Source organism: Mesorhizobium sp. M1027 (assembly GCF_040318745.1).
GTDB lineage: Bacteria > Pseudomonadota > Alphaproteobacteria > Rhizobiales > Rhizobiaceae > Mesorhizobium.
Genome location: NZ_JAMYMW010000015.1, coordinates 98850 through 123416, shown reverse-complemented (window position 1 = coordinate 123416; position 24567 = coordinate 98850). Strand labels below are relative to the sequence as shown.

Genomic DNA, 24567 nt, shown 5'->3' with positions numbered 1-24567 from the left:
TCACCTGCTGGAACGCGAAAAGAGCAATTTCCGCAGCGGCGCTTGCCTGCCGTCGGTCCTCGTGATGCGCACCACCTGTTGCTGCTTGGCGCCGAGGCGCAGTTCGGCCGCGGCGAAGAGGCGATCGACAATGTAATAGTTGCCGCGTATGCGGTAGTTGACGAGCTGGTTGTCCCCGTCAGCACCGACGATGAAGAGCGGCGGGGCCTCGCCCTGATCGATGCGGCGCGGAAACTCGATGTAGACCTTGCTGCCATCATCGAACGCGCGCGTCGGCCTCCAGGGCGGCATGTCGCCGGTAATAGAATAGCGGAAGCGAATATTTTCGAGAGCCACATTCGACGCCACTGGGATAGCAGCCTCGGCCTGCGCATTGCGCCGGCTTAGCGCGATGATCTGGTCCTCGCTGTAGGTCCAGGAGATGGCCGCCATGGCGGTCTTATCCGTGCTTTGAAGCTGCAGGTGATAGCTTCGCCGGTCCGTGGTGATCACCAGATTGGTGGCAAGTCCTGGCGCGAAGGGCTTCACCAGCACATGGGTGCGCTGGTCATCGCCGGAGCCACTGACGGTGTCGCCAATCACCCAGCGCACTGTATCGCCGGCCGACACGGATTGGAGTTTCTCCCCTGATTGCAGAGCGATATCGCTGACGCGCTCCGGTGCGGCATAGAGCTGGTAGAGCGCGCCTTCGGCAAAGGGGTAAACCTGCACCGCATTCACATAGCCATATTTGGTGGGTTGCTGCGTCGCCGCCTTGTTGGCATCGGCGACACGTTCTTCAGGCGAGCGCTTGTCTTCAGCAGCCTTGCCCGGCTCGGGCTGCAACTGGCCGGGCAGCGGCAGCGGTTTCGGCACTTCCACGACCTTGACGGGCTTCTCCGGCGCCTTCTCGATTGCCGCCGGTTGGAACTTGGCAGCATCATAGGAAATCTGCGGCGGCGGCACCGGCTTCGAGGCACAGGCGGAGATGACTGCAGCCAACGCCGAGAGGATCAGCGCAATGCGGAGCGACGAGAGTCTATTTATCATTGGCGGGCTCCTTTGGGGGAACGGAAGTCTGCGCGGCACTGTCGAGCTCGCGCGACCAGTCGATGGCATTGATGAAGACGCCGAGCGGGTTTTTGCGCAGCTGATCGGTATTGTTCGGCGGCCGGATCACAATGGTGAGGATCCCGGTCCAACGCGTTGTGCTGGCGAGGCTGCCGCGCTCAAAGACCTGCTCGGTCCATTTGACTTGAAAGGAGCTGTCGGACGCTCGAACCACGCTCGTCACCTGCACCGAGACGCTGCGCGTGCCGATCTTGCCGAACGGGTCGTTGGCCTTAGCGTACTCGTTGAGAAAGAGGGCTCCACGGTCGGTGGCAAAGTCGTAGGCCGACAGCCAATTCTGCCGTACTAGCACCGCATCGGTGGAAACAGAGCGGACATTCTGGATAAAGCGGCCGAGATGCCAGGCGATCTGGGCATCGGTGGGCTCGTAGGTTTGGATTGCCGGCGCGACGGCGCGCGCCTCGCCGAAACGATCGACCTCGACAACATAAGGCACAACGCGGCCCTGCATCGACTGCCACAAGAGTCCACCAGAGAGCCCGGTGGCCAGAGCGAGGCAGCCAAAGGCCATCAGGCGCCAGTTCCTTGCCTGCACGCGCGCAGTGCCGATGCGCTCGTCCCAAAGTTGGGCGGCCTTCTGGTATGGTGTGACGGGCTGGGGCGTCTTCCCGTAACGTTGAACAGGTCGCTTGAAGAGCATCTAGTCTTCCTTATCGTTGAGAGAGGGGTTGGCGCCGCTTCCACCCCGATCGCCATCGCGGACGGCCTGCGTGGCGGCGTGGCGATGGGCGCGCGCGGTCTGTTCGGAACGCAAGCGCCTCGCCCACGCCGGCGCGGCATTGGCACCTGACGCGGCAGGGTTTCCGGTCATTGATGCCGTCGGCGTGCCGCCCGTCGCGGTCCAGGCGGCATCGCGGCCGGCATCGGCGCTGCGCCGGAATGGTTCTGTTGCAGATCGCATTCCCCGCATCGCGGCGCCGCCAGCTGCGCCGGCAACGCCCTGCAGTCCAGCCGCTACGCCGGAGAGGCCGGACTCGGGCGATGTTGCACGCCCCATCTGCCAAGCTGTGGAAGCAGCCGATCCCATGGCCGTGCCGGCTCGAACGGCGGCGAGACCGCCGCCGGTTGCCATGCGCGCGCCGGCAAGCGCCGCACCTCCGGCAACGAGCGTTGATCCGGCGGCCGCCGCGGTGGTTCCGAGTGCGGCTCCCGCGCCAAGCTGCGGCGCGCCCGAGACAAGACCCGAGGCAATTCCCGGCCCGAAAATGCCGAGCCCAAGCAGCGCCAACGCGCCCAGTACCTGTGACATGGCTGCGGCCAAGTCCGGCTCCTTGCCTTGCAGCGCGGAAGCGAATTCGCCGAAGAGCGTGGAGCCGATGCCGACGATGACAGCAAGCACCATGACCTTAATGCCCGACGAGATCACATTGCCGAGCACGCGCTCGGCCAGAAACGCCGAGCGGTTCCAGAGCGCGAAGGGCACCAGAACAAAACCGGCCAATGTGGTGAGTTTGAACTCCAGGATAGTGATGAAGAGCTGAATTGAAAGAATGAAGAAGGCGATGAGGACCAGAAACCAGGCGAGAAGCAGCACGAAGATGGTCAGCGCGTTGCCAAAGATCTCGGGGAAGCCGACTAGCTGGCTCGCTTGATTGAGCAGCGGCCAGGCGCCCTCGAAGCCGGCCGCGGCAATGCGGCCTGGCCGCAGGAGACTGTCGGCGGACAGATTGCCGGCCGATGCGTTGATGCCGAGCCCGGCAAAGGAATGGTAGATGATGTCGGCGAGGTTCTTAAAATTGTTCAGGATGAAGGCGAAGGCGCCGACATAGAGCACTTTTCGGACAAGCCGGCCAAGAACATTGGGCTCGCCGCCGAACGCCCAGACCAGGCCTGCCAGCGTGATGTCGATGCCGATCAGGATGGTGGTGAGAAAGGCGACGTCGCCCGAAAGCAGACCGAACCCGCTATCAATATAGCGGGTAAAAGTCTCCATGAAGCGATCAATGACGCCGAGGTCGTTCATGTCGCCGCCTTCCTCGTTGTCTTAAGAACTGTTGATCAGTTGCCGGGATAGGCCGTTCCGGTGCCCAGGAAACGCTTCGTCGTCTCGCGGGCGGCTTCCTCGGACTGCGCCTTGCGGGCAGCATCTTCGGCTTCAGCCCGGAACTGGGTCGCGAGCAGCGTCTGGATCTGAATCTGCTGCTTGGTCGAAAGCGCGATCAGCTGATTGGTGGCCTGGCTTGCCTCAAGGGCACCTGCCGCGCCCTGACTGCGGTTGACGAGATCGGTAAGCAGGTCGCCGTCGGCCCGCACGTTCTCCACGATCTGCGACTGCGCGCTCATGGTTTGGCGGAACGCCTGCATGGCGTTTTGCCAGCGCTCGCGCGCGGCGCTCGCCACATCGCTGACCTTGATTGTGGCGTCGTAGCTTTCCGGATATTGCACACGCCACTGGTTCTGAAGCTTGTCGAGATCGAAGCTCAGGCCGCTGGCCTGGGTCATCAGGCCGTCGATCCGTTGGAGCGAACCTGTGAGCTGGCCCACGGAAGAAAAATCCAGGCGCTGAAGGTTGCGCGCCATGTTCTGCAGCATGGTCGCCTGGTTCTGAAGCGACTGGATCTGGTTGTTTATCTGCTCCAGGGAACGTGCCGCTGTCAGCACGTTCTGCGCATAATTCGACGGATCGAACACGATTAGGGCGTGGGCCGGCTGGACGTAGTCGGCCATCGGTTTTGCGATTAGGGAAACGGTGATCAGGCTGGTGAGAAGGCGGCGCCGCATCATGACGATTGCTCCTTGTCTGGTTGAGGGAATTGCTGGAGAAGCTCGGCAGCCCAATCGAGGCCGCGCGCACTCAGGAACCGGGAGGCAAAGCTGTCCTGCCCGTGCTCTGACAGGACGCTGTCGATCAAAGCTTGCGTGGCCGGATCAGAGGCGCCGCAGAGCGCAAGAGCGATCGGGCCGAGCCCGAGCTCGAAGAGGCGGTTGCCGCGGCGCGACTGCAGATAATACTGGCGCTTCGGTGTGGCACGGGCGACCAATTCGATTTGCCGCTCGTTCAGGCCGAAGCGCTCATAGGCTGCCCGCGCCTGCGGTTCCACGGCACGGTCATTGGGAAGAAAAATGCGCTGTGGGCAGCTCTCGATGATCGCCGGCGCGATGGAAGAGCCAGCGATGTCGGCAAGCGACTGCGTGGCAAAGATCACCGACACGTTCTTCTTTCGCAGCACCTTCAGCCATTCACGGATGCGGGCGGCAAAGAGAGGGTTGTCGAGATAGACCCACGCCTCGTCGAGCATCAGCAGCGTCGGCCGTCCGTCGAACCGCTCCTCGAGGCGATAGAACAGATAGGTGAGCACCGGGAGCACAGCGCCTTGGCTGTGCATCAGCTCTTCGGTCTCGAAACACTGCACATCCGACAAAGCCAGCCGATCTTCATCGGCATCGAGCAGCCGGCCGAAGGGACCGTCGAGCGTGTAGGGCATCAACGCGGCCTTGAGCCCATTGGACTGAAGCAGAACCGACAGGCCCGTCAGCGTGCGTTCCTGCACCGGCGCAGTGGCAAGGCTGATGAGTGCCGACCAGATCGCCTCCTTTACCTCCGGCGTAACGGTGACATTCTCATGGGCAACGAGGCCGGCGATCCATTCCGCCGCCCAGCTGCGAGTAGCCTGGTCGCCGATATTGCTCAGTGGCTGGAAGGCAAGCGCACCATCCGCGCCCAGCGCGTGGTGTTCTCCGCCCATGGCCAGTGTTGCCGCACGAGCCGAATTGCCCTTGTCGAAGACATAGACCTGCGCCCCGGCATAGCGTCGAAACTGCAGACCGACTAGCGCAAGCAGAACCGACTTGCCGGCACCGGTCGGCCCAACGACCAGCATGTGGCCGACATCGCCAACGTGGGTGGAAAGCCGAAACGGTGTCGACCCGTTGGTCTCTGCGAAGAGAAGCGGCGGGGATTCGGTCCCAGTCACGTTGGTGAGATGCTCGTTATCCACCGGACCGGCCCACGCCGACGACAGCGGCATGACATGGGCAAGATTCAGCGTGTGAACGAGCGGCTGGCGAACGTTAGCGTAGACATGACCGGGCAACGAGCCAAGCCACGCCTCGACCGCATTGATGCTTTCACGGATCGTGGTGAAGCCGAGCCCATTGACTATGCGCTCAATCGCTCGGAGCTTTTCCGCGGCGGCCTGTCGGTCCTGGTCCCATACCGTCACCGTTGTGGTGAGATAGCCGAAGCCGACGTGATCGCCGCCCAATGCCTGAAGGGCGGCATCCGCATCGAGCGCCTTGTTGTCGGCGTCACTATCGACGAGAGGGACGGGTTCGTTGGTCACGACCTCGCGCAGGATGGCTGCGACCGATTTGCGCTTGGCAAACCACTGACGGCGCAACCGGGTCAGTGTCTTTGTGGCTTCCGTCTTGTCGAGCGGGATGAAGCGCGTCATCCAGCGGTAGGCGAAATCCTGATGGTTGAGCGCGTCGAGGATCCCTGGCCGGGTGACGTTCGGGAAACCAAGGATGGTGAGGGTGCACAGATGCTGCTCACCCAGCATCGGCTCCAGGCCGCCGGTAAGCGGCGCGTCAACCAGAACACCGTCGAGATACATTGGCGTTTCCGGCACGGCGACCGGATGGCGGTAGGTCGAGATTGTGCCGTGCAGATAGGTTAGCGTCTCGGCATCATCGAGGGCGCGCACTTCCGGCATGAAGCCGGACAGCAAATCCAGGACGCGGTCGGTCTCGTCGCAAAACCACGCCAGCTCCTGGCGCCAGTCTCTAGCCCCTCCCGAGTGATGCGAGTCGACCAGTGCGCTTTCCGCCCGCGCCTGGCCATCTGGCGCCGGCATGAAGACCAAGGTCAGATGATAGCGACTCTCGAAGTGCGCGACCTTGCCCTCGAAGGCCGCGCGCCGTTCCTCATCGACCAGCCATGAGGCAGCATCGGGAAAAGCCGAGCTCGGATAGCCCAGCGCTTCAACGCGCTCGGCCTCGAAAAACAACCCCCATCCGGAGCCCAACCTTCGTAGCGCATTGTTGGCTCGTGCGCAGATGCCGACCAACTCGGCTTCGGTCGCGCTTTCAAGGTCGGGGCCACGGAACCGGAAGGTTCGCTGGAAGCTACTGTCTTTATTGAGCACGATGCCGGGCGCGACCAAAGCGGCCCAGGGCAGATGGTCGGCAAGCCGATCGGCTTTGCCGCGATACTCCGAAAGGTTCAGCATGCAAGCCACCCCTTCAGGCGAAGATGACGGACAAGCACGCTGGCGAAGTCCGGATCGCGGCGAGCGGCAAAGACCGCGAGGGTGTGGCCGGCGATCCAGAGCGCCAGTCCGGCGATCCACTGCTGCAGGCCAAGGCCTATTGCCGCGGCCACCGTGCCGTTGAGGATCGCCACCGCTCGCGGCGCGCCTCCCAGCAGGATCGGCTCAGTCAATGCCCTGTGAACGGGGACTTCGAAACCCTCGACATGCTGCTCTCCGGTGGCCATCAGACGAGTGCCCCGCCGCCGAAGGAGAAGAAGGAGAGAAAGAAGCTCGATGCCGCGAAGGCGATCGACAGGCCGAAGACAATCTGGATCAGCCGGCGAAAACCGCCTGCCGTGTCACCGAAAGCAAGGGTCAGGCCGGTGGTGATGATGATGATCACCGCGACGATCTTGGCGACCGGTCCCTGCACCGACTCAAGGATCTGCTGCAGCGGCTGTTCCCAAGGCATGCCGGAGCCCGCTGCGTGGGCCGGGACGGTGAGAAGAAACGCGAGCGCGGTGGACGAAAGGAAGCGAAGCTTCTTGAGCATGAGGTGACCTTTCAAAACTGCTGGAGTTGCGGAAGCGTGAGCGGGGTGACGGCGTAATCACCGCTGCTGTCGAGACCGGTGACCTCAGCGATCGCGTCAATGCGGCGCGAGGATCCGCGCCCAGCGATGAAGACGATCAGATCTACCGCATCAGCGATGAGGCGGCGGGGAACGGTGACGACAGCTTCCTGGGCGAGCTGCTCGATACGGTAGAGAGCGGAGCGCGCCGAATTGGCGTGAACCGTCGCGATGCCGCCGGGATGCCCGGTGTTCCATGCCTTCAGCATGTCCAGGGCTTCCGCGCCCCTGACTTCGCCCACGATGATGCGGTCGGGTCTGAGCCGCAGGGTCGAGCGCACGAGATCGGCGAGCGTGACCGACCCCCGCCTCGTCCTCAAGGCAACGCAATCCTTCGCCGCGCATTGCAGTTCGCGCGTGTCCTCGATCAGGATCACCCGCTCGTCGCAATCGGCGACTTGTGCCAGCAGCGCATTGGCAAGTGTTGTCTTGCCCGACGACGTGCCGCCGGCGACCAGGATGTTGCGCCGCTCGCGGACCGCCTTCTTCAGCGCATCGGCCTGCAGCGGCAGCATGACCCGGTCGGCGACATAGTCGGCCAACGTGTAGCGTTTCGCCGCAGGCTTTCGGATGGCGAAGCATGGCCCCAGCACGACAGGCGGCAGCAGACCCTCGAAGCGCTCGCCCGATGGCAATTCGGCGCTGACAATCGGATTGTCAGCATGCGCCTCGGCGCGCACGTGGGAGGCGACCAGGCGGATGATGCGTTCGGCCTCAGAAGGATGCATGTGCACGCCGGTGTCGACCCGGCCTTCACCCAACCGATCGAGCCGCAGCGCACCGTCGGGATTGACCATCACCTCAATGACGGTCGGATCGGCAAGGGCTTCGGTGATCGCCGGACCCATGGCGGTGCGCAGCATGACGCGGCGGCGATGGTCGGCTTCCGGATGAGAACTCATCCTTCCCCTCCCCTGCGATCGTCGGTGCCAAGTGACCGTTTCCCGGAAGCGATTTGGCGGCCTACCTGTTCAACGAATTTGTCGAAGCGCTCCTGGGCAATCGCTTGCGTGGCCCTGTCCGGCACCGGCGTGTGAGCATGAAGCGTGACCGAAAAGCGGATGAAGAGCGCCAGGCTCTCCAGGATCATCTCGACATCGCGCCTGACATGTCCGAGGTCACGGGAAAGACGGTCGAGCCTCTTGCCGTAGCGGTGGTCGAGTTCATTCTCCCCACGCCGCTCGATAAAGGCCTCGACCGCGTGCGCCACAATGGCCGATTTGGTGGTCGATGGATTGCGGCTGAGGTTCTCCAGCTTCTCGCTCAACTCGGGTCCAAGCAAAAACTGGTGACGAATGCGGTGGGGCTTCATGCTGCTTGTTCCCTCTGACCGGCGCTGATGCACCGGCGACGGGAACGAGCATCGTCGAGATCCTCGAAATCGCTTACGGCCGTTATCTACGCTGAGATGCGCCCGCGTATGGCGCGCCGTTCAGAAGCCGGGCACGATGTCCTTGTCGTCGCCCATTCCCTCATTGAGGCCGTACGCACGTGCTGCGGTGGAAATCCGATCCATGACGCGCTTGTCGGCGAGCGTCTCGCAGTCCTCGTCTGCGGGCGTGAACAGATCGCCATGATCAGGCTCCTGGGCGACGAGGGTCCGTTCTTCGGGCAGGCCCGGATGGCGCTGCTGCTGGACACCTCCGTCTTCGATTGCCGCGCCGGCACTGTCGTCGTCGCCAGCAAGACGCCGATCCACGCCGCGCACCTGTCCGCTCCAATCGTCCGGGCGCGACGTGGGCCGATCCGCGTAGGCACCGTCGCGCAGCACCGGCGAAGGCAGCACTCGCTCCGTGAAATTCGGATCCTGGTAATAACGCAACTTCTTGGCGCGAATCGGCGGCAATCCCGAAACCAGGATTAGTTCGTCAGCCTGCGGCAACTGCATCACCTCACCCGGCGTCAGCAGGGGGCGAGCGGTCTCTTGGCGGCTTACCATGACGTGGGACAACCAGGGCGCCAACCGATGGCCGGCATAGTTACGCATCGATCTGAGTTCCGTCGCGGTACCGAGCGCGTCCGAGATGCGTTTGGCCGTGCGCTCGTCATTTGAGGAAAAGGCAATCCGCACATGGCAATTGTCGAGAATGGCGTTGTTCTCGCCATAGGCCTTGGAGATTTGGTTCAACGATTGCGCTATCAGATAAGCGCGGATGCCGTAGCCTGCCATGAAGGCGAGCGCAGTCTCGAAGAAGTCGAGCCGACCGAGCGCCGGGAATTCATCCAGCATCATCAGGAGCTGATGCTTGCGGCTCTTCTTTGGATCGCCCTCCAGGCGCTCGGTCAGCCGCCGGCCGATTTGATTGAGCACCAATCGCACCAGGGGCTTAGTGCGCGAGATATCCGACGGCGGCACGACCAGATACAGCGACATCGGTCGCTCGGCATCCACAAGGTCGGCAATGCGCCAGTCGCAGGCCGATGTTGCCGCGGCCACCGTTGGATCACGATAGAGCCCGAGAAACGACATGGCGGTCGAGAGAACGCCTGAGCGCTCGTTCTCTGACTTGTTCAGCACCTCACGAGCCGCCGAGGCCACGACCGGATGGACCTGGGGCTTGTCCACCGTGCCGAGGTGGTTGGTGGTCATCATCCGCTGCAGTGTCGCAGCGAATGAGCGTTGCGGGTCCGACAGGAAGGTGGCGACACGGGCGAGTGTCTTTTCCTCTTCGGCGTAGAGCACGTGCAAGATGGCGCCAACTAGAAGTGAATGACTGGTCTTCTCCCAATGGTTCCGCCGCTCCAGCGCGCCTTCCGGATCGACGAGAATGTCGGCGATGTTCTGAACGTCGCGGACCTCATCTGGACCTTTGCGCACTTCCAGCAGCGGGTTGTACCGCGCCGATCTCGGATCGGTCGGATTGAACAAGAGACAGTGCGAGAACTTCGACCTCCAGCCAGAGGTCAGCTGCCAGTTCTCGCCTTTGATGTCGTGAATGACGGCCGAGCCGGTCCAGGAAAGAAGGGTTGGAACAACGAGTCCGACGCCCTTGCCCGAACGTGTCGGCGCAAAGGCCATGACGTGTTCCGGTCCGTCATGGCGCAGATAGCGATAATTCAGTCCGCCAAGGAAAACGCCGGCCGGCTGAAACAGCCCCGCCTTCTCGATTTCCAGCTTCATGGCCCATCGTGAGGACCCATAGGTGGTGACCAACCCCCGCTGCCGTGCGCGCCAGAGGGACCCAGCTATCGCGGCGGCACAGCCCAGGAACCCACTGGCTCCGGCCAGTATGCCAGCCTTGTCAAAGACCGCAGGCGCATAGGCGTCAAATTGGAACCACCATTCGAACAGCTTCCACGGCTGGTAGATCGGCCAGCCGACTGTCACAAACCATGGTGCGCCGAGTGACGGCTGATAGGAGAGCATGTGGGCGCACCATTGGGTTGCAGTCCACACGCCAAGAATGACAATTGCGAATACGACAGCGATCTGCCCAATCAGCAACTTCGTGGGTGTCAATGGCTTGCTCCGCTCTTCTGGCCCGACGGACCAAACATCGCGCCGAGCGATGAGAATTCGAACGGCCGCTACATGCGACTAGGTGCGATGACAAGGTTGATAGGCATTGTTCAGCTGCGAACAGCGAAAATCCGCCGCAGCAACCGATCGGCGGTGCCAGGTACGCGGTTTGGTCGCAGAAGATGTTGGGGCTTTAGGCGCGGGCACATTGAAGATGTGCTGACAGACAAACCTTTGGAGCCGACGCGTTTGTGCGAGTAGCGAGCTGAAAGGCTCGGCGAGAAGTCGTCGTTCTCAATCGGGCGACGGGGGATACATCGGCGAAGACGGCATAAGGCAGGATGGGCCAGACCGAGCCGACGGCAACGTCGTAGCCAAGGCCTTGGAGCGCATAGCGCCTGGCCAGGAGGCCGCCGCCAGTCAGGCTTACGCGGCGCGTCGTTGAGCGAGGTGAAGACCCGAACGGGCTCGACGAGGGTCCACGGCGGTCACAATGTGGTGGTGGTGATCGCAGTAGACGCGATCCGGCGAAGTTGGCCCAGCACAAAAACGATAACCGCCAGGTACAGAAGCGTCTTCGCTCACCGGGAAGCGGCACTGATAGAGGCCTAGCTGAATGAGGGGGACGTCTCTCGAAGTTGGTCTGATATTTTCAGGCATGATGGTTTCCTAGTTCGTAGCAGTTACCAGCTGACGGCCGCAGTGCGACCCGTCGGGACGAGCTTCTCTCGTTTTGGAGGGCTATGGGTCACCATATGGTGTTGGTAGCACCATCAATGAAGCCCTACGCCCTGCTTCTGAAGCCAATAGTTTGCGACTTAAGGCCACACGCGCGAACGCATTAGCAATCTAACATCGTGTCCCCGAGGCACTCGCCCGCCGCGGTTTGCCGGCGGCGGGGTCGCACTGGCCTGTGGGGCCCTAGGCCCACTCGCGGCGCTCGCACTGGATCTCGGTGCGGGTTTCCCTTGTCTCATCGCCCTGTCAGCGCCTTGCAAATGAGCGAAACCAAGCTGTCGCGCGCTCGCTCGTGGAGTGCGCCTTTCGGCCGCCATGCAAGGAAATCATCAACGCTCATCCAATCAGCCGGGTTTGTGTCGGCGTCTGGCTGGCTGAATTCCACATACAGATGCAGTTCGTCCGGCACGAAGACGACCCTCCACAATCCTTTGATGTCATTGGCAAGGTTGTAGGCGAGGACGGTCATGGCGGGGCACTCCTTTCGCCGTGGAGCGTGCCTATCTCACGGGAAAATTCCATCACCAGAAGTTAGTATTGACGCTCGCGCTTTCTCAGAAATCCAACGTCCGCGTGATGCCGAAAGGTGCAGCCAGCTTTTTGTGTATCTCGATTGGGAACACGGGACCGCCGCGAAAGTTCGGTGCACGCAGCGAATCCTCCCCCTCCAGGTATTGCTGCAGATCGGTATCCCGATCGGCCCGCGCTCCCCGCAAGGGCGCGGGCCTCGGCCTGTGGTGCTCATGCCATCTACTTCGATCCGCAAGATGGAATATGATCTGGATAGAAGGACCCTCTCGGTGTGGTTCGTCGCCAGCGGTAAACGGTACGAGTTTGAGGGGGTACCGCCGGAAACCTTTGCCGCGTTCCGGGCCGCGTTCGCCAAGGGCCGCTATTTCAAAACCATATCCGCAACAAATTTCCGCTACCGTCTGGTTGCGAGCGATGACCCGGGATGACCTGACCTGCCGGCGGCTTAATCGGTCCTGTCGCTCCAACCGGCGGTTAGTAGACGCGTTGCCGCTGTGGCGCTTAGGGTTGGTTACGGTCCGCGCTCACTTGGCAAGCACAACCCCCCGCATCCCCCCGCCTGGTGCAAAGCGTTTGATCGGTCCCGCCGTTCTGGCAGTGCGGCGGGACTTTTTTGCGGTCCAGGTGGAGCATCGGCGCGCGGGGAAGGCGCGGTGCACGCAGCACCCTTTTCTCATCCAACGTACGTCGGTGGCGCGCTGAAGGGTCTCAAACGTCGGTCTACCGCCGGAGCTCAACTAGCTGAACTATTGCTCGACCGGAAGCGGCTGGTGCTGCGGCTCAGCGTGGTGGAAGACCTGTCCAAGATCGCGCGCGTCGAACGTTTGGCCGCAGACTGGGCAGTAGACCAAGTGCTTCGACTCGTCCTCTAGCGGCCCGTCATGCGGCCTGCCCTCATAGCCTGTCGCGATGTTGTCGGTTCTAATCCGGGGCAACGACAAGTGCCTTTCGTCGTTTTGGCGGCCGATATTTCTCCATTAGCCGGACCTTGTCACGGTCGACCGTGACCAGCGGCCCGAGGTCGATCGTCACGGTGTCCTCGTCGATGCGCGTGACCTCGCCTCTCAGGTCGATTTGCTGGCCTCGGTTCACCTTGGTGTGGTCGATGATGGAATGTGGGAAGTCGTAACCTGGGATAGAGACGCTTACGCGGTCCTCTGTTATCCGCCTTCGAACCGTGGCAGTAATCGCCACCTGGTCACCAATGCCTATTTCGCGAGCCATGCCATGGATTCTGGTGCGGGCAGCGTCTTCTTCAAGAGGTTTCTAATATACGCCCGCCATCCTAAGGCTGACCGTACGACCAGGGTTACAAAAGTTGAACTTCATCGGGGAACACTCCTTCTGTCTGCCTGTTCAATTTGCCAGGCGCATCCCGCGCATTCAGACAGGAGAAAGAAGATGAAACGCATCCTTTTGGCTTCGGCCGTGCTGGCGGTGTCGGCGGGGCTTTCCTTTGCCCAGACGACGAGCGGAACTTCGAGCGGAACTTCGAGCGGAACCTCGATGACCGGCACCTCGACCACGACAACCATGCCCAGTACGACGGATCAGGGCACCGGCACGACGAGCAGCGGGACCAACATGTCCGGCGATCAGGGCACCGACACGAACACCACCAGCGGCATCACAAATCCGAACTCGGCCAGAGACTGCGCGCCCGGCCAGCAGCGCTCAGCAGGCTGCGCCAGGTCAGCAGGACACGACAGCCAACACCGCCGCGCCAGGCCAGGTGAAAAAGACCGACGAAGGTTGCTGATTGGCACATCGGCACAGGTTGGAATCACCAGCGTGTGGCTGGCCAGTCTCCCCCGACCATCGCCTGAACTCAACTCGGCTGGCGAGCAAGTTCCCGCCAGCTCAACGCTCTGATGCTGAAAATACTGGACCAGATCTATTCGGTCTCACCGTTAGCGCCAGCGAAGCGATGACACCGGGGCGGGACAGGCGAGGCCGCTACAGCTCCAGGCTTGCGCACGGCGTCGACGACTTCGCGCATCGAGTCGAGGACGAGCTGCCGACGATCCGCATGCGGATCAGCAACTCAGGGTCGATCGAGGGACGGCCGATCGGGCAGGCCGCACCATAATACCCAAGCGGAAAGGCCACGCCCACGCCTGGACACTGCCAGTGTATATCGGCGGGCTGCTTGCCAATGAGCTCTAGTGATGTCGAGCGCCCGCTGCGCCGATATGAGCGTGGAGGCCATGAACAGGCGTATCAAAGGCGGGGGTCCGTCGCCTCTCCTTGCTGGCGGCGGGCTCCGCAAAGCGCGGTGTTGGTCGGAGACAATAGAACCTTATACCGCAATCCAACTTAGCTAGTTGTAATGTCCCCTCCTCTTTTGCAGCAGCCAGGAATGCCCTGCAGGCCTCCTCCGGCTCCATCTGACGCTGCCCCCAGTTTCTATCCATTTTTGAGTTCCTCAGCCCTCCAGGAACGCCAGAAGCGCCGCATTCACCGCGTTGCTCTCTTCGCGTTGAACCCAATGCGTCCCTTTCTCGAAAGTCTGCACGCGGCCATCGTCGCAAAGGGCGAGACTGCGCTTGGCCAGCCCGGATTCCAGAGCCTGGTCCTGCATCCCCCACATAACAAGAGTGGGCGTCGTGATCCGCTCCTTCAAGCTCGGGCGAAAGGGCAAGGCGCGATACCAGTTGAGCATGTTGGTCAGCGCCCCCGGCCGCTCCCAAGTCTGCCGATATTCTGCAATCTCCTCTTCTTCGAAGGCGCCTTCCCGGCTGGATGTCCTAAGTGCTCGTGCGAGCAAGGCGGAGCGCCGCGCACCCAAAACGGCTTCGGGCAGCAATGGGATCTGGAAGAAAACCACGTAACTGCTCCGCAGAAACTGCGTCGGAGATCGCAGGGCATGGGTAAACACAACGTCGGGATGGGGCGCATTCAGGATGACGAGCTTGTCCAGGCGATGAGGCAACTTTGCCCCGGCGGCCCAAGCGACGATGCCGCCCCAGTCATGTCCGACGAGGTGAAACCTTCCGATGCCGAGCGCGTCGGCCAGGGCGAATACATCGCCGAGCAGCTTGGGGAGCGTGTACTCGCTGATACCCTCTGGCTTGTCGCTGGTGTTGTAGCCCCTCTGGTCGGGAACGATGACCCGATATCCGGCGGAAGCGAGCGTACCGATCTGCCGTCTCCACCCGATCCAGAAGTCCGGGAAGCCGTGCAGGAGCATGACCGGCTTACCCAGAGCAGGCCCGGCCTGAACGACGTGAAGCCGAATGCTTCCGGCGTTGACGAACTGATGTTCAGGCGCCAGCGAGATCATGGCTGGTAACGTGGGTGTCGTTAAAGTGATCCAGCGCAATGAGGATTTAGATCAGGCTGCGTCGTCCCGACAACATGCACGCTCAGCCGTCGCATCCCCCGCCAGATGAGCATGGGAGCCGAAGGGCCAAGTGGGGATGGCGCAGGTGTTGCTGCAGGCGGCGGATGTTTATTTGTAAGCGCAGGTCTGCACCTGCATCCTTTGGCGCTATTATACGTTTGCCCCGCGAAGAAGATGCTCCGGACCGGCGGCCATGTCGAAGAAAACAACCGAGGACGCTTACGAAGGTCAAGTGCAACTTGAGCGGCGGGCCGAACGGGAGAGCCGCGGACGCAATGCCGAATGGCCGTCAGAGATTCCCAGCCGCGGCTGGAAGGACGTGCTGTGGCGGGTCTTTGCTGAGGTAACCGAGGACCGTGTTATGCTGATCGCGGCGGGGGCTGCATTCTATCTGCTTCTTGCCCTCTTTCCAGCGCTTGCCGCGTTCGTGTCCATCTATGGTTTCGTCGCCGATCCTCAGACCATCGCTGAGCACATTGCGTTCCTTGGCGGCGTACTGCCTTCGGGAGGTCTGGATATTATCAGATCTCAGCTTGCGTCCTTGGCCGCTCAGAAGGCTGGCGCGCTCAGCTTCGGCTTCATCTTCGGCCTTGCCGTCGCACTGTGGAGCGCCAGTAACGGCATAAAGACGCTATTCGAAGCCATGAACATCGCCTACGAGGAGAGTGAAAAGCGCGGCTTCATCCACCTGAATCTCCTGGCCTTGGGCTTCACACTTGGCGCCATCCTCATTGGTATCGGCTTTATCATCTCGGTGGGGATTGTGCCGGCCGTGCTTGCGCTGCTGAACCTCGGCGGCTGGACCGAAGCCCTTGTGCGGATCTTTCGGTGGCCGATGATGCTGATCATGGTGGGCGTCGGGATCACGCTGATTTACCGCTACGGACCCAGCCGGGAAAGGGCAAAGTGGCAATGGGCGACATGGGGCGCCTTCCTCGCCGCTGTGGTCTGGATCGCAGTCTCGATAGGCTTCTCCTATTATCTTGAAAACTTCGCCAACTACAACGCCACGTATGGAGCTCTTGGGGCAGTCATCGGCTTGATGATGTGGACTTGGATTTCTGTGATTATCCTGGTTGTAGGTGCGGAGCTGAATTCCGAGATGGAGCATCAGACAGCGAAGGACACCACCACAGGTGCACAGCAGCCGATGGGTGCGCGAGGTGCCACGGTCGCCGACACGCTGGGCGAATCGGCCGATGCGGCCGACCAGCAGTCGCGTTCGAGCGAGCGCAACACTTAGCGCGCAGATCACTTTGCACGCCATCGTCAAGCGGCTGCAGCCGAGCGTGGCCCAGCAACGGCTCAAGTCGCTGGTCGCCGGCTTGCCCAATGACTGGCGATCTCACCATCCAGAAGCAACGCACAAGCACCGTCGCCGATGCCGAAACCTCGCCAGCCTCGACGAGGTCATTCTTCTGCTCAAACGTCAGAGCCGCCGACTTGAAGGGCGAGATCGCCTCGCTAATCGACGACGATCCGCTGTGGGCCTGTCTCGATCAGGTCTTCCGTTCGGTCAAGGGCCCCGCGTACTCCTGACGCCGAGTTGTCCGAGATTGACACCTTTCCAATAAGGCCATCGCAAACTCGTGGGCTTGGCGCCGATCGCCAATGACAGCGGCAGGCGCAGCGGTCGAAGACCGGTGCGCGGCGGCCGTAAAGGTACGCGCTCCAGCCTCTTCCTCATCGCGCTCACCGTCGCCAGATATGATCCCCCCGGCGCCTTCAGGCAGGAAAGGGAAAGATGATTATTCGCATTGCGCCCGCCCGCAAGCTACCCGTCATTCCCAATGCAAAAGCACGCGATGCGCGCCACGAGTTCGCAAACGCAACTTGACACCCCAGATAGTCACTCCTTGGGAACCAACGGGCCTTACCTCCGTTTGCTCCTCGAATGGAGGAAACCATGAACAACCGGAATTCTGAACGGCGTCCCCCGACTGCGGCAAGAGCTGGTGACGGTACCTCGGAAGACATAGGAGCGACCGTAAGCGGCACGTTATCCAAAGCGTCCGACATAGCGCAGGGGGCAGCGGAAACCGCCAAACGGGCGGCCGTTGGTGGCGCGTCCACCGTGACCAATCAGGTGAAGGAGATGTTGGACCGTCAGGTCGGCAGCGGCGCCGAGGTGATGGGCCAACTGGCGAGTTCGACCAAGCGTGCGGCCGAAGACCTCGACGCAAACGCACCGATAGTCGCTGGGGTCGTGCGCACCTTCGCGAATAGGCTTGATGGATACGCAGACGACCTGCGAGACAGGTCCGTCGATCAGCTGGTTCTTGCAGCGTCCGATTTGGCCAGGCGCAAGCCGGGTTTGGTGTTTGGGCTGGCCGCAGTAGCGGGCTTTTTGACGTTCCGCACACTGAAGAGCGCGCCTCCCGCACCAGAGTCCATCAAGGGAAGGCGGCAGGGAGCGAACTGATCTGATGGCACAGGAACAACTGAAGAATTCGCCTCTCCCTCAAGCACTGTCGGCAGTGTTGGCGGACGTCGCGGACCTCTTTCAAAAAGAGTTGCGCCTGGCGCATGCGGAGCTGTCCGCCAACGTCTCAACGAAGCTCCAAGCAGGTGTGTGGATGTCTGCTGCTGGCGTGCTGGGAGTGGTCGCCGCTCTGCTTCTAGTGCAAGCCCTCGTACTTGGAATAGCCAGCTTAGGGATGGCCCTGCACTGGTCGTGTCTGATCGTCGCGGCCGCAACGGCCCTCGCCGCTGCTTTCGCCTACTATCGTGGCCGCGCTGATGCGCAAAAAGAACTTCTGCCGACACACTCCATAAGCCAAATAAAGCAGGATATTGCGACAACCAAGGAGCAATTAACATGAGCCGCAATTCACAGGTCCAGGATTTTGGAACGAAAGAATGGCTTCTCAGCTCCGCTAGGAACAATCCCGAAGGCCTTCTGCTCGTCGCAGCAGGGTGCGCGCTGCTAATGCGCAGCCGCAGTTCAAGTGCCGGGCATCGCGAGCAATCCCGTGCAACCGACGGGCGCCAAAATGCTCCGCACGTACGCACCGCCAGCGGCGGGGCGTCCAAAGCGCAGGAAGAGGCTAGCGAGACAGCAGAGGCCATGCGCGACAATTTAGCCGGCATTGGGGAGAAGGTGAGTGAAACCGCAAGTCAGTACGCATCATCCGCCGCGTCATACGCAGAACAGGCCGGTCGCTCCGTATCCGAGAAGTCAGGGCGCGTGGTGCAGCAAGCCCAATCAACGTTGCAAGACACGATTGGCCGCATGGTGGAAGAACAGCCATTGGCTTTTGTTCTGGCCGGCTTCGCAGCTGGTGCCGCTATAGCTGCTGCTTTGCCGGCCAGCGATGTCGAGAGGCGCACGCTCGGCCCAGCAGGAGAGCGATTGACGGATGCTGCTGAAAAAGCTGGGGAACGCTTGAAGTCCTCGACAGCAAAGGCGGGCGAACGGCTCAAAAGCGCCGCCGAGGAACATGGGCTGAATTCGGACGGCCTGAAGGAGGTCGCAAGGGACGTTGCGGGCGCCTTTGGAAGCGCCTTGTCAGAAGAGCAATCAAGTGAACCCGTGCAGCCGCCTTCGCCAAGCCCAAGTGGATCGAGCGGTTCATCCACTCCGGCCGCCAAGCTGCAACCGGGCAGCGCCACCCCTTCGGAAGGAATAACGGCCAAATCGCAGCGGTCGGGCAACGCTCGGTCGAGCAAACCTGCCCGCCCCGGTGGCAAGAGAGATTTATGATGGCCGATCCGCAACTTGAGCATCTTGAATACGAAGTTGAGGCTGCCCGGGCTAAGCTCGCCGAGGACTTGTCGACACTTCGGTCGCCAAACACGCTCTCCGAATTTACCGATGATTTGAAACACGAAGCGCTTGAGGCAAAGGATGCGCTGGTGGAGAAAGCAAGAGCCTCAATGCAATCGGTGGCGCAGGCGATTATTGACGATCTCAAGGCCAAGGCGGCTGCCAATCCGAGCGCTGCTTTGGCGATTGGGGCCGGTTTGGGGTGGCGTTTCCTCCGCCATCCGCCGATCGCAACCGCACTCGTCGGAGCGGGATTGATCAGCTTGTTGCGGACCAATTCAGCCCGGCCACCCAGCGAGCAGCAGGTTGATCACCTATCGTACGCCAAGGAGCGCCTGAAGGAGCAATCTAGCGATTTGGCGGAAAGCGTCAGTGATTTCGCTCTTGAAACGGCTGGCAAAATAAAACGCGAAGCTGCCGAGTTGACCGGCGTGGCCAAGGAAACTGTTAAAGAGAAGACAGAACGTCTGGCTGCGGGTATCCGCCATAGCGGCGTTGGGCCGCACCCGGGCGAGACTGTCGCAAAAGCATCCGCACCCTTCGATGAAGCTTCGTTAGCTGTTCAAGACGCATCGGGCAATGAGCATACCGAGGACAAACTCCTTCTGGCGGCGGCGGGTTTGGCAGTCACCGCGGCTGTCGGCTTTGCCTATCAACGACGTCTGAATGAGCAGATGGACACCGACCGAACTGGATGAGCGTAGACAGAGGTCATTGCAGAGAAACAGTCGTCCTGAAGGCAAAGTATGATGCCGCGCTCACATTTATCGAGTCCCGACGAGTTCAGCCATCGGATTGCATATTCTGGAACCACGGACGGCGCGATGACGATGCGCACGGCGGAGAAGATCGGACAAAGCGGTCAGACCCCTTCGAGCATGATGATCGTCGGCCGGTCGGTCACGGCCTTCAGCGAAACCGCCAGCGACCGGCTGAAGCGGAATTCACCCCGAAAACCGTGCAAGTGCTGCCGACCCCATAACGTGAGCGCAACGGCGCGCTCTGTCCGCTGTCAGGACGAACTTTCTCCGATCCGGCTTGGCGCTGCCGGTGCCCGCGCACGCAACTGCTCAGTCATCTGGGGCGTTCTCGGGCATTCCGCTATCGCGACCGCGTTTCGAACGTTTTAACACGCCCCCTCAAGCTTGATCTCGCCGAGCGCTGCACTAGCCCTTCCGATCTTGGCTATTGCCAATGCGTATTCGACCAGGCTTGCGCAGACGAACACTTCAACTCTCAAAGTCACGACGCCGGAATGTTAGCATCACTCGTCGTAGCAATTTCTGGAAATGCGCAACTCGACAACCGCCTGCTACAGCCAGGCGTGTTCGTCGTCCAGCCTTCACGAAGGGGACGCGCTGGCGGACGAATCCCCATCACCCAGTTCACGATGACTGCGTCCCACCCGCTCACCGCTTGGCGCTGTCACTGTCGGCTTCGGCTCGGACAAGGAACTGCTCGGTCGTGGAGGGAAGACGGGATTTCAGCCAATCGGCCATCGCGACTTCCTCTTGCAGATTCTCTTCGCAAGCCCGAAGAACCTCGGTTTCGCCGAGCGATCGAGCGGCGGCAATCAGGATCGTGTAGGAGGCGATTTCCATGTGCTCGAACGTGTAGCTCGCGAGCGATCCTTTCATCACCTCGTCTCCAGCGAAGACGCCGCTCAGCGATTGCGCCATCGCCGTCAGCTTACCGCCAGCATCCTTCATCATGGATGAACCCTCGTCCATCTGATCTAGACAAGTCTTCAGCCGGGCAGCCTGCTGCTTGGTCTCGTCGAGGTGCTGTCGGATCCGGTCGCTCAGTTCGGGATAATTCTCGATACGGCTCAACTGCCCGTTCAACATCGTTTCTGCCTGCTCTTCCATGGCATGAGCGTCTCTAAGCCATTGGACAAACCATTCCCGGCTTTCTGACATTTCGAATCTCCTTTGCTATTTAAGGAAAAACTTTCAGAAGAAGACATTGTTCCGGAGCAAAGCCGCGGAACAGGCTTGATCCTGCCAGAGGATCGGCGCCGTCGGCGGATCTCAATTCACCTCACGAAATCCTCAGCAACGCGGGTGAGGGCCAAGATCGAGGAAGATCGGCGCCAGGAAAACGGGCCATGGACGCTCGCCGCTGCGCCGCTCCATCACAAAGTCCAACTGGCACTGGCCGCTTCCTGGCCATCCGACGCGGCGACATACGGCGACATATTGAAGGTCCCGCATGGCATACTGCGACCGCTGCATGTCGTTCCTGGCAAGTAAGAACGGCAAGCAGATGAAGCTACCAGGCTCGGCGAAGCTGAAGTGGATTCTCGACGAGGCGCTGATCGCGGCCGCTGGCGCTCCGCATTGAGCCTTGTGCCTCACCGCGCCACCGCAGTCACAAGGAACGCGACGGCCTCTCCGCTCGTTGATTGCTTTTCGACTCGAGCCGCCGTCATGAGGTTCTAATATACGCCGGCCATCCTAAGGCTGACCTACGACCAGAGTTACAAAAGTTGAACTTCATCGGGGAACACTCCTTCTGTCTGCCTGTTCAATTTGCCAGGCGCATCCGGCGCATTCAGACAGGAGAAAGGAGATGAAACGCATCCTTTTGGCTTCGGCCGTGCTGGCGGTGTCGGCCGGGCTTTCCTTTGCCCAGACGACCAGCGGAACTTCGAGCGGAACCTCGACCAGCGGAACCTCGACCACCACAACCATGCCCAGTACGACCGATCAGGGCACCGGCACGACGAGCAGCGGCACCAACATGTCCGGCGATCAGGGCACCGACACGACGACCACCAGCGGCACCACGAATCCGAACTCGGCCAGGGACTGTGCGCCCGGCCAGCAGACTGGCAGCGCTCAGCAGGCGGCGCCTGGTCAGCAGGACACGGCAGCCAACACCGCCGCGCCGGGCCAGGTGAAAAAGACCGACGAAGGTTGCTGATTGGCACATCGGCTCAGGTTGGAATCACCAGCGTGTGGCTGGCTGATCTCCCCCGACCACCGCCTGAACTCAACTCGGCTGGCGAGCAAGTTCCCGCCAGCCGAGCATCAGTTCAGGAACCTTTGCGCTTGCTTGTGCTTTCAGTGGGGCACGCGTGGTTTCTTTTGCTTTCGGTCAGATAGATATCCGTCTTCTCGCGCATCTTGCCTGAAGGGAGCTGCGGTCGCGCTCAGAGGAGAGCCGCGCTGTATTGCCGATAGCGCTAGAGCGATTCGAAGCCCTACGGCAACCGGCAGTTGGACTGACACCAAGTTGGCTCCGAGAGCGTTGGGAACAGCCTTGCACGGCACGTTGCTCAGTTTGGACCTTCGCAAAGGATGCATGGAATGGCGAAAGACGTTTCTCGCGAGGAAGAGCAACGCGGCACCGGAAAGGTCCTCATCTGGGGCGCCGCGATCGCCCTCGTTCTCTTTGTTGCCCTGCTGGCCATATTCGTTCTGGAGTAGTCCTGATTGCTGCAGCAGGATCAAACTTGGGTGCACGACGTTCTGAGCCTAGAGAGCTGCAGAGCCTACTTGGATCTTGAGCACCGTGGGGTTGAATGCAAGCTCCCGTGTGGTGCAAGTGACTGCTAGGCTTTCGTGGTTTTTGGTGTCCTCTTCGGTTTAGATGCCACGGCCGACGTCACAGCAAGTGCGGCCTTCAGGCGCTGCTCCCGAAGCCGCGGTCTTTGCGTCTCGTGCCGCACGCTCAATGTCGGTCAATCCTCGTGCAGCATCCGAGGTGCGCTCGTCTCTGGCTTGTCTTTCTTTCTCGGTAGGCAAATTCCTACACTCCGATGTGCCAGCACAGTCGGCTGTCGGCATCCAACCACGGTCGCCATATCGTATTCCAACAGAAAAAACCCGCCTCGACTGCCGCTGAGCGCGCGCATCCCCGCCTCTGGAACGCTTCAAATACTTTGCCGTTGTTAAAGGCACCTGCAGGAGCCAGGCATGAGAGTATTCCAACGAATTTTGCCGCTCGCCGTGTTCGCCTTGCAGCTTTTTGCCGTGCAGTCATTTGCTCAGACCGAGGAGCAAGATCTGCCGGGGCAAGGCGCATCATCGACAACCGAAGATGCCCAGGATGTCGGCGTCGACGTTTCGCTTGGCAGGCACGAAGTGAAACAGCAGATCGCAAGGGAGCTTGAATCTCCGAGGTGGAAGTGCCTCTGGCAGTTCATGTGCCTATCGAGCTCGCTAAGCGGGTCTGCGAGAAAGAGGTATTCGACGCACGCGCCAATGTGAACCAAAGCTGCACCGCGACGAAATACATCCCGGAAATTGCCGAAGCAGCACGAAATCGTCCGCAAACCTCTGCCGTTCCGGAGCAATAGGCGAAGACGAATACTATGGGATACAGAAGGCGTGCTTGGCTACTCTGGTCGATCGACAAAGCGCCCCCCGAAAGTGTGGAGCGCTTGCGCGTAAGTTTTCAGGCAGCGTCGATACCGCTTGGCTTCCCCAGAGGATGAATCAGTTTGGGGCCGTATGCTTCGACAAAAGGCGCACACCAGATTGCGAAGGCAACCTTCGACCGGTAGAGGCGGACACTGCTTGTTAGCAGCATCTTGATGATCGCCAGACTGACGAGCTTCTCTGGTCAGCATAGTAGCTTTTTGAGACTCCCCGCCCTTTTAGGTATACTTTCCCCTGACTGTCGACAATTGTTAGGGCGTCGTCAGCTGTGAGCGACCATCGCCCTTCCGCCCCGATCGGGAGACAGCGCAGATGGAAACCTCGTTCAAGAACGAACTGTTGCGGCGCCTGAGCGCACCGGATCTGACGTTGCTGCAGCCTCACCTCGAAGCCCGTCACTTGGGACTGAGGACGCACCTGGAGCAGACCTCGGTCCCGATTGACACCGTCGATTTCTTCGAGAGCGGTCTCGGGTTAATGGTGGCGAAGCTTCGGGCTGAGGTCGAGGCCGAGGTTGGCCTTATTGGCTTTGACGGTATGACCGGGGCAGCCCTGGTCATGGGTGAGGACCGGTCCCCACACGATTGCTTTGTTCAATTGAAGGCTGAAGCTATTGCTATAGACGCGCGTTGGCGGATCGTTCTTATGGGCAGCCCGAGGCGGAATACATCCGACTGATCGGGATGCCCCCGTTGCTCATGATGTCACCCGTGCTGCCCTCTCTCCCGTCGCTGACCACATTCGGGAGGTGGCGATTGGCACCTGTCAGGACGTTCTGGCAAGGGTTGTCCAACGGTATGAAACCGCAGTGTCGATCCAGGACAGGATCGTTGAACATTGCAAGGAGGTCGGATTAACACCGCAAGCAGATGAAGCTTTTTTGCAGGCCTTGTGGTTGTCGCTGGCGAAGGCCAGGACGGCCTTGGAGCGTGAGGTCCCCCCGGCACCGCTGCACCTGGCCGGCCGCTCTAGTCCTGGACAATTGCCGACCTCGTCGCTGGTCAGCATGCCAGAATGTCGATGGCGGAAGCCATGAGGACCCCGATTGAATGTTCTCATTCGTTTGTAATCGGGGGTGCAAGTCAATCCGGCTCCAGCGCATGTTGGCCTCAGGAACAAACCGCCGTCGCATCCGTTCAGCATCGCGAAGGACGACACGGCTGTCCACGGCCTTTCCGGTACTGCAAAGGAGACATGACATGCTCGGTCCGCAGAGGGGGTTTTCGAAGACCATCTGAGGCTTCGCGCCGCTGGCGACATCGAGGAGGATCTTAGGTGCAACTATGCTGTGGACGTGGTCCTCTTGACCTCGAATTCGAATTTAGAGGCCATGATGCCGTCCGCCTGTCGTCCAAACGCCTGCGCGAGCAGCTGCCTCAAGGTGAGTTCAACTACATCGCAAAACAGGTCC

General features: G+C 61.0%; 25 protein-coding genes and 1 pseudogene. 12 read left to right on the top strand and 14 right to left on the bottom strand.

Translation table 11 applies throughout. From position 1 onward, the window contains the following. From trbG to NKH50_RS25770, 11 genes are all read right to left on the bottom strand, one after another. Positions 1-1029, bottom strand: a complete 1029-nt coding sequence (gene trbG, locus NKH50_RS25825; RefSeq protein WP_352881795.1) for a P-type conjugative transfer protein TrbG — start codon at positions 1027-1029, stop codon at positions 1-3. Then, a complete protein-coding gene (gene trbF, locus NKH50_RS25820) occupies positions 1019-1750 on the bottom strand; it encodes a conjugal transfer protein TrbF (protein WP_352881793.1) in 732 nt (243 codons plus the stop codon). Before trbF ends, trbG begins: the two co-directional genes overlap by 11 nt. Then, positions 1751-3073, bottom strand: a complete 1323-nt coding sequence (gene trbL / locus NKH50_RS25815; protein ID WP_352881791.1) for a P-type conjugative transfer protein TrbL — start codon at positions 3071-3073, stop codon at positions 1751-1753. A gap of 35 nt (positions 3074-3108) precedes the next feature. After that, complete coding sequence (gene trbJ / locus NKH50_RS25810) at positions 3109-3834, bottom strand: P-type conjugative transfer protein TrbJ (RefSeq protein ID WP_023718720.1); 726 nt, start codon at positions 3832-3834, stop codon at positions 3109-3111. Next, the gene (gene trbE / locus NKH50_RS25805) at positions 3831-6281 is read right to left on the bottom strand and encodes a conjugal transfer protein TrbE (protein WP_352881789.1); all 2451 of its coding nucleotides are present in this window, start codon (positions 6279-6281) and stop codon (positions 3831-3833) included. Before trbE ends, trbJ begins: the two co-directional genes overlap by 4 nt. Further along, the gene (locus NKH50_RS25800; protein ID WP_352571685.1) at positions 6275-6547 is read right to left on the bottom strand and encodes a VirB3 family type IV secretion system protein; all 273 of its coding nucleotides are present in this window, start codon (positions 6545-6547) and stop codon (positions 6275-6277) included. The genes trbE and NKH50_RS25800 overlap by 7 nt, the downstream gene beginning before the upstream one ends. Continuing rightward, positions 6547-6855 (bottom strand): TrbC/VirB2 family type IV secretion system protein, encoded by a 309-nt coding sequence (locus NKH50_RS25795; RefSeq protein ID WP_023680310.1) that lies wholly within the window; start codon positions 6853-6855, stop codon positions 6547-6549. The genes NKH50_RS25800 and NKH50_RS25795 overlap by 1 nt, the downstream gene beginning before the upstream one ends. Before the next feature lie 11 nt (positions 6856-6866). After that, complete coding sequence (gene trbB, locus NKH50_RS25790; RefSeq protein WP_352881787.1) at positions 6867-7835, bottom strand: P-type conjugative transfer ATPase TrbB; 969 nt, start codon at positions 7833-7835, stop codon at positions 6867-6869. Beyond that, the gene (locus NKH50_RS25785; RefSeq protein ID WP_352881785.1) at positions 7832-8245 is read right to left on the bottom strand and encodes a CopG family transcriptional regulator; all 414 of its coding nucleotides are present in this window, start codon (positions 8243-8245) and stop codon (positions 7832-7834) included. Before NKH50_RS25785 ends, trbB begins: the two co-directional genes overlap by 4 nt. A gap of 120 nt (positions 8246-8365) precedes the next feature. Then, the gene (locus NKH50_RS25780; RefSeq protein ID WP_352881783.1) at positions 8366-10393 is read right to left on the bottom strand and encodes a conjugal transfer protein TraG; all 2028 of its coding nucleotides are present in this window, start codon (positions 10391-10393) and stop codon (positions 8366-8368) included. Positions 10394-11366: 973 nt separating this feature from the next. Continuing rightward, complete coding sequence (locus NKH50_RS25770; protein WP_352467844.1) at positions 11367-11600, bottom strand: hypothetical protein; 234 nt, start codon at positions 11598-11600, stop codon at positions 11367-11369. 205 nt (positions 11601-11805) lie between these two features. Between NKH50_RS25770 and NKH50_RS25765 the strand changes: the two genes are divergently transcribed. Continuing rightward, a complete protein-coding gene (locus tag NKH50_RS25765; RefSeq protein WP_352881781.1) occupies positions 11806-12090 on the top strand; it encodes a KTSC domain-containing protein in 285 nt (94 codons plus the stop codon). Between the two features lie 493 nt (positions 12091-12583). On the opposite strand, the gene NKH50_RS25760 is transcribed toward NKH50_RS25765, so the two are convergent. Continuing rightward, positions 12584-12886 carry a hypothetical protein gene (locus tag NKH50_RS25760; protein ID WP_352881778.1) on the bottom strand — a complete coding sequence of 101 codons (303 nt, stop codon included), beginning with the start codon at positions 12884-12886 and terminating at the stop codon, positions 12584-12586. A 177-nt stretch (positions 12887-13063) separates the two neighbouring features. Here NKH50_RS25760 and NKH50_RS25755 point away from each other — a divergent pair, with 177 nt between their 5' ends. Continuing rightward, on the top strand, positions 13064-13534 hold the full coding sequence (locus NKH50_RS25755; RefSeq protein WP_352881776.1) for a hypothetical protein: 471 nt from the start codon (positions 13064-13066) through the stop codon (positions 13532-13534). Positions 13535-14087: 553 nt separating this feature from the next. Here NKH50_RS25755 and NKH50_RS25750 read toward each other — a convergent pair. Beyond that, positions 14088-14945, bottom strand: a complete 858-nt coding sequence (locus tag NKH50_RS25750; protein WP_352881773.1) for an alpha/beta fold hydrolase — start codon at positions 14943-14945, stop codon at positions 14088-14090. Between the two features lie 253 nt (positions 14946-15198). On the opposite strand from NKH50_RS25750, the gene NKH50_RS25745 reads away from it, so the two are divergent. The 6 genes and pseudogenes from NKH50_RS25745 (at position 15199) to NKH50_RS25715 (ending at position 19469) form a co-directional block, all read left to right on the top strand. Beyond that, positions 15199-16248, top strand: a complete 1050-nt coding sequence (locus tag NKH50_RS25745) for a YihY/virulence factor BrkB family protein (protein ID WP_352881770.1) — start codon at positions 15199-15201, stop codon at positions 16246-16248. Next, positions 16247-16842: pseudogene (locus NKH50_RS29040) on the top strand (transposase); the annotation flags it as partial. The gene NKH50_RS25745 and the pseudogene NKH50_RS29040, both read left to right, overlap by 2 nt. Positions 16843-16911: 69 nt before the next feature. Beyond that, the gene (locus NKH50_RS25730; RefSeq protein WP_352811648.1) at positions 16912-17427 is read left to right on the top strand and encodes a hypothetical protein; all 516 of its coding nucleotides are present in this window, start codon (positions 16912-16914) and stop codon (positions 17425-17427) included. Between the two features lie 4 nt (positions 17428-17431). Further along, a complete protein-coding gene (locus tag NKH50_RS25725; RefSeq protein WP_352457931.1) occupies positions 17432-17827 on the top strand; it encodes a phage holin family protein in 396 nt (131 codons plus the stop codon). Then, on the top strand, positions 17824-18708 hold the full coding sequence (locus NKH50_RS25720) for a hypothetical protein (protein ID WP_352706224.1): 885 nt from the start codon (positions 17824-17826) through the stop codon (positions 18706-18708). Before NKH50_RS25725 ends, NKH50_RS25720 begins: the two co-directional genes overlap by 4 nt. Then, positions 18705-19469, top strand: a complete 765-nt coding sequence (locus tag NKH50_RS25715) for a hypothetical protein (RefSeq protein ID WP_352881764.1) — start codon at positions 18705-18707, stop codon at positions 19467-19469. The genes NKH50_RS25720 and NKH50_RS25715 overlap by 4 nt, the downstream gene beginning before the upstream one ends. 711 nt (positions 19470-20180) lie before the next feature. On the opposite strand, the gene NKH50_RS25710 is transcribed toward NKH50_RS25715, so the two are convergent. After that, positions 20181-20690, bottom strand: coding sequence for a ferritin-like domain-containing protein (locus NKH50_RS25710; protein WP_352612666.1), 510 nt, complete (start codon positions 20688-20690; stop codon positions 20181-20183). A 292-nt stretch (positions 20691-20982) separates the two neighbouring features. On the opposite strand from NKH50_RS25710, the gene NKH50_RS25705 reads away from it, so the two are divergent. From NKH50_RS25705 to NKH50_RS25690, 4 genes are all read left to right on the top strand, one after another. After that, positions 20983-21114 (top strand): hypothetical protein, encoded by a 132-nt coding sequence (locus NKH50_RS25705; protein WP_352881761.1) that lies wholly within the window; start codon positions 20983-20985, stop codon positions 21112-21114. 228 nt (positions 21115-21342) lie between these two features. Then, positions 21343-21696 (top strand): hypothetical protein, encoded by a 354-nt coding sequence (locus NKH50_RS25700; protein WP_023680319.1) that lies wholly within the window; start codon positions 21343-21345, stop codon positions 21694-21696. Between the two features lie 995 nt (positions 21697-22691). Then, complete coding sequence (locus NKH50_RS25695) at positions 22692-22985, top strand: hypothetical protein (protein WP_352881758.1); 294 nt, start codon at positions 22692-22694, stop codon at positions 22983-22985. A gap of 483 nt (positions 22986-23468) precedes the next feature. Beyond that, complete coding sequence (locus tag NKH50_RS25690) at positions 23469-23834, top strand: hypothetical protein (RefSeq protein WP_023677855.1); 366 nt, start codon at positions 23469-23471, stop codon at positions 23832-23834. Positions 23835-24567 lie beyond the last annotated feature (733 nt).

What these genes read in the sequence shown, in the direction of transcription:
- trbG (WP_352881795.1), bottom strand. Translation starts at nt 1,029, where the DNA reads ATGATAAATAGACTCTCGTCGCTCCGCATTGCGCTGATCCTCTCGGCG.
- trbF (WP_352881793.1), bottom strand. Translation starts at nt 1,750, where the DNA reads ATGCTCTTCAAGCGACCTGTTCAACGTTACGGGAAGACGCCCCAGCCC.
- trbL (WP_352881791.1), bottom strand. Translation starts at nt 3,073, where the DNA reads ATGAACGACCTCGGCGTCATTGATCGCTTCATGGAGACTTTTACCCGC.
- trbJ (WP_023718720.1), bottom strand. Translation starts at nt 3,834, where the DNA reads ATGATGCGGCGCCGCCTTCTCACCAGCCTGATCACCGTTTCCCTAATC.
- trbE (WP_352881789.1), bottom strand. Translation starts at nt 6,281, where the DNA reads ATGCTGAACCTTTCGGAGTATCGCGGCAAAGCCGATCGGCTTGCCGAC.
- NKH50_RS25800 (WP_352571685.1), bottom strand. Translation starts at nt 6,547, where the DNA reads ATGGCCACCGGAGAGCAGCATGTCGAGGGTTTCGAAGTCCCCGTTCAC.
- NKH50_RS25795 (WP_023680310.1), bottom strand. Translation starts at nt 6,855, where the DNA reads ATGCTCAAGAAGCTTCGCTTCCTTTCGTCCACCGCGCTCGCGTTTCTT.
- trbB (WP_352881787.1), bottom strand. Translation starts at nt 7,835, where the DNA reads ATGAGTTCTCATCCGGAAGCCGACCATCGCCGCCGCGTCATGCTGCGC.
- NKH50_RS25785 (WP_352881785.1), bottom strand. Translation starts at nt 8,245, where the DNA reads ATGAAGCCCCACCGCATTCGTCACCAGTTTTTGCTTGGACCCGAGTTG.
- NKH50_RS25770 (WP_352467844.1), bottom strand. Translation starts at nt 11,600, where the DNA reads ATGACCGTCCTCGCCTACAACCTTGCCAATGACATCAAAGGATTGTGG.
- NKH50_RS25760 (WP_352881778.1), bottom strand. Translation starts at nt 12,886, where the DNA reads ATGGCTCGCGAAATAGGCATTGGTGACCAGGTGGCGATTACTGCCACG.
- NKH50_RS25755 (WP_352881776.1), top strand. Translation starts at nt 13,064, where the DNA reads ATGAAACGCATCCTTTTGGCTTCGGCCGTGCTGGCGGTGTCGGCGGGG.
- NKH50_RS25750 (WP_352881773.1), bottom strand. Translation starts at nt 14,945, where the DNA reads ATGATCTCGCTGGCGCCTGAACATCAGTTCGTCAACGCCGGAAGCATT.
- NKH50_RS25745 (WP_352881770.1), top strand. Translation starts at nt 15,199, where the DNA reads ATGTCGAAGAAAACAACCGAGGACGCTTACGAAGGTCAAGTGCAACTT.
- NKH50_RS25730 (WP_352811648.1), top strand. Translation starts at nt 16,912, where the DNA reads ATGAACAACCGGAATTCTGAACGGCGTCCCCCGACTGCGGCAAGAGCT.
- NKH50_RS25725 (WP_352457931.1), top strand. Translation starts at nt 17,432, where the DNA reads ATGGCACAGGAACAACTGAAGAATTCGCCTCTCCCTCAAGCACTGTCG.
- NKH50_RS25720 (WP_352706224.1), top strand. Translation starts at nt 17,824, where the DNA reads ATGAGCCGCAATTCACAGGTCCAGGATTTTGGAACGAAAGAATGGCTT.
- NKH50_RS25715 (WP_352881764.1), top strand. Translation starts at nt 18,705, where the DNA reads ATGATGGCCGATCCGCAACTTGAGCATCTTGAATACGAAGTTGAGGCT.
- NKH50_RS25710 (WP_352612666.1), bottom strand. Translation starts at nt 20,690, where the DNA reads ATGTCAGAAAGCCGGGAATGGTTTGTCCAATGGCTTAGAGACGCTCAT.
- NKH50_RS25705 (WP_352881761.1), top strand. Translation starts at nt 20,983, where the DNA reads ATGGCATACTGCGACCGCTGCATGTCGTTCCTGGCAAGTAAGAACGGC.
- NKH50_RS25700 (WP_023680319.1), top strand. Translation starts at nt 21,343, where the DNA reads ATGAAACGCATCCTTTTGGCTTCGGCCGTGCTGGCGGTGTCGGCCGGG.
- NKH50_RS25695 (WP_352881758.1), top strand. Translation starts at nt 22,692, where the DNA reads ATGAGAGTATTCCAACGAATTTTGCCGCTCGCCGTGTTCGCCTTGCAG.
- NKH50_RS25690 (WP_023677855.1), top strand. Translation starts at nt 23,469, where the DNA reads ATGGAAACCTCGTTCAAGAACGAACTGTTGCGGCGCCTGAGCGCACCG.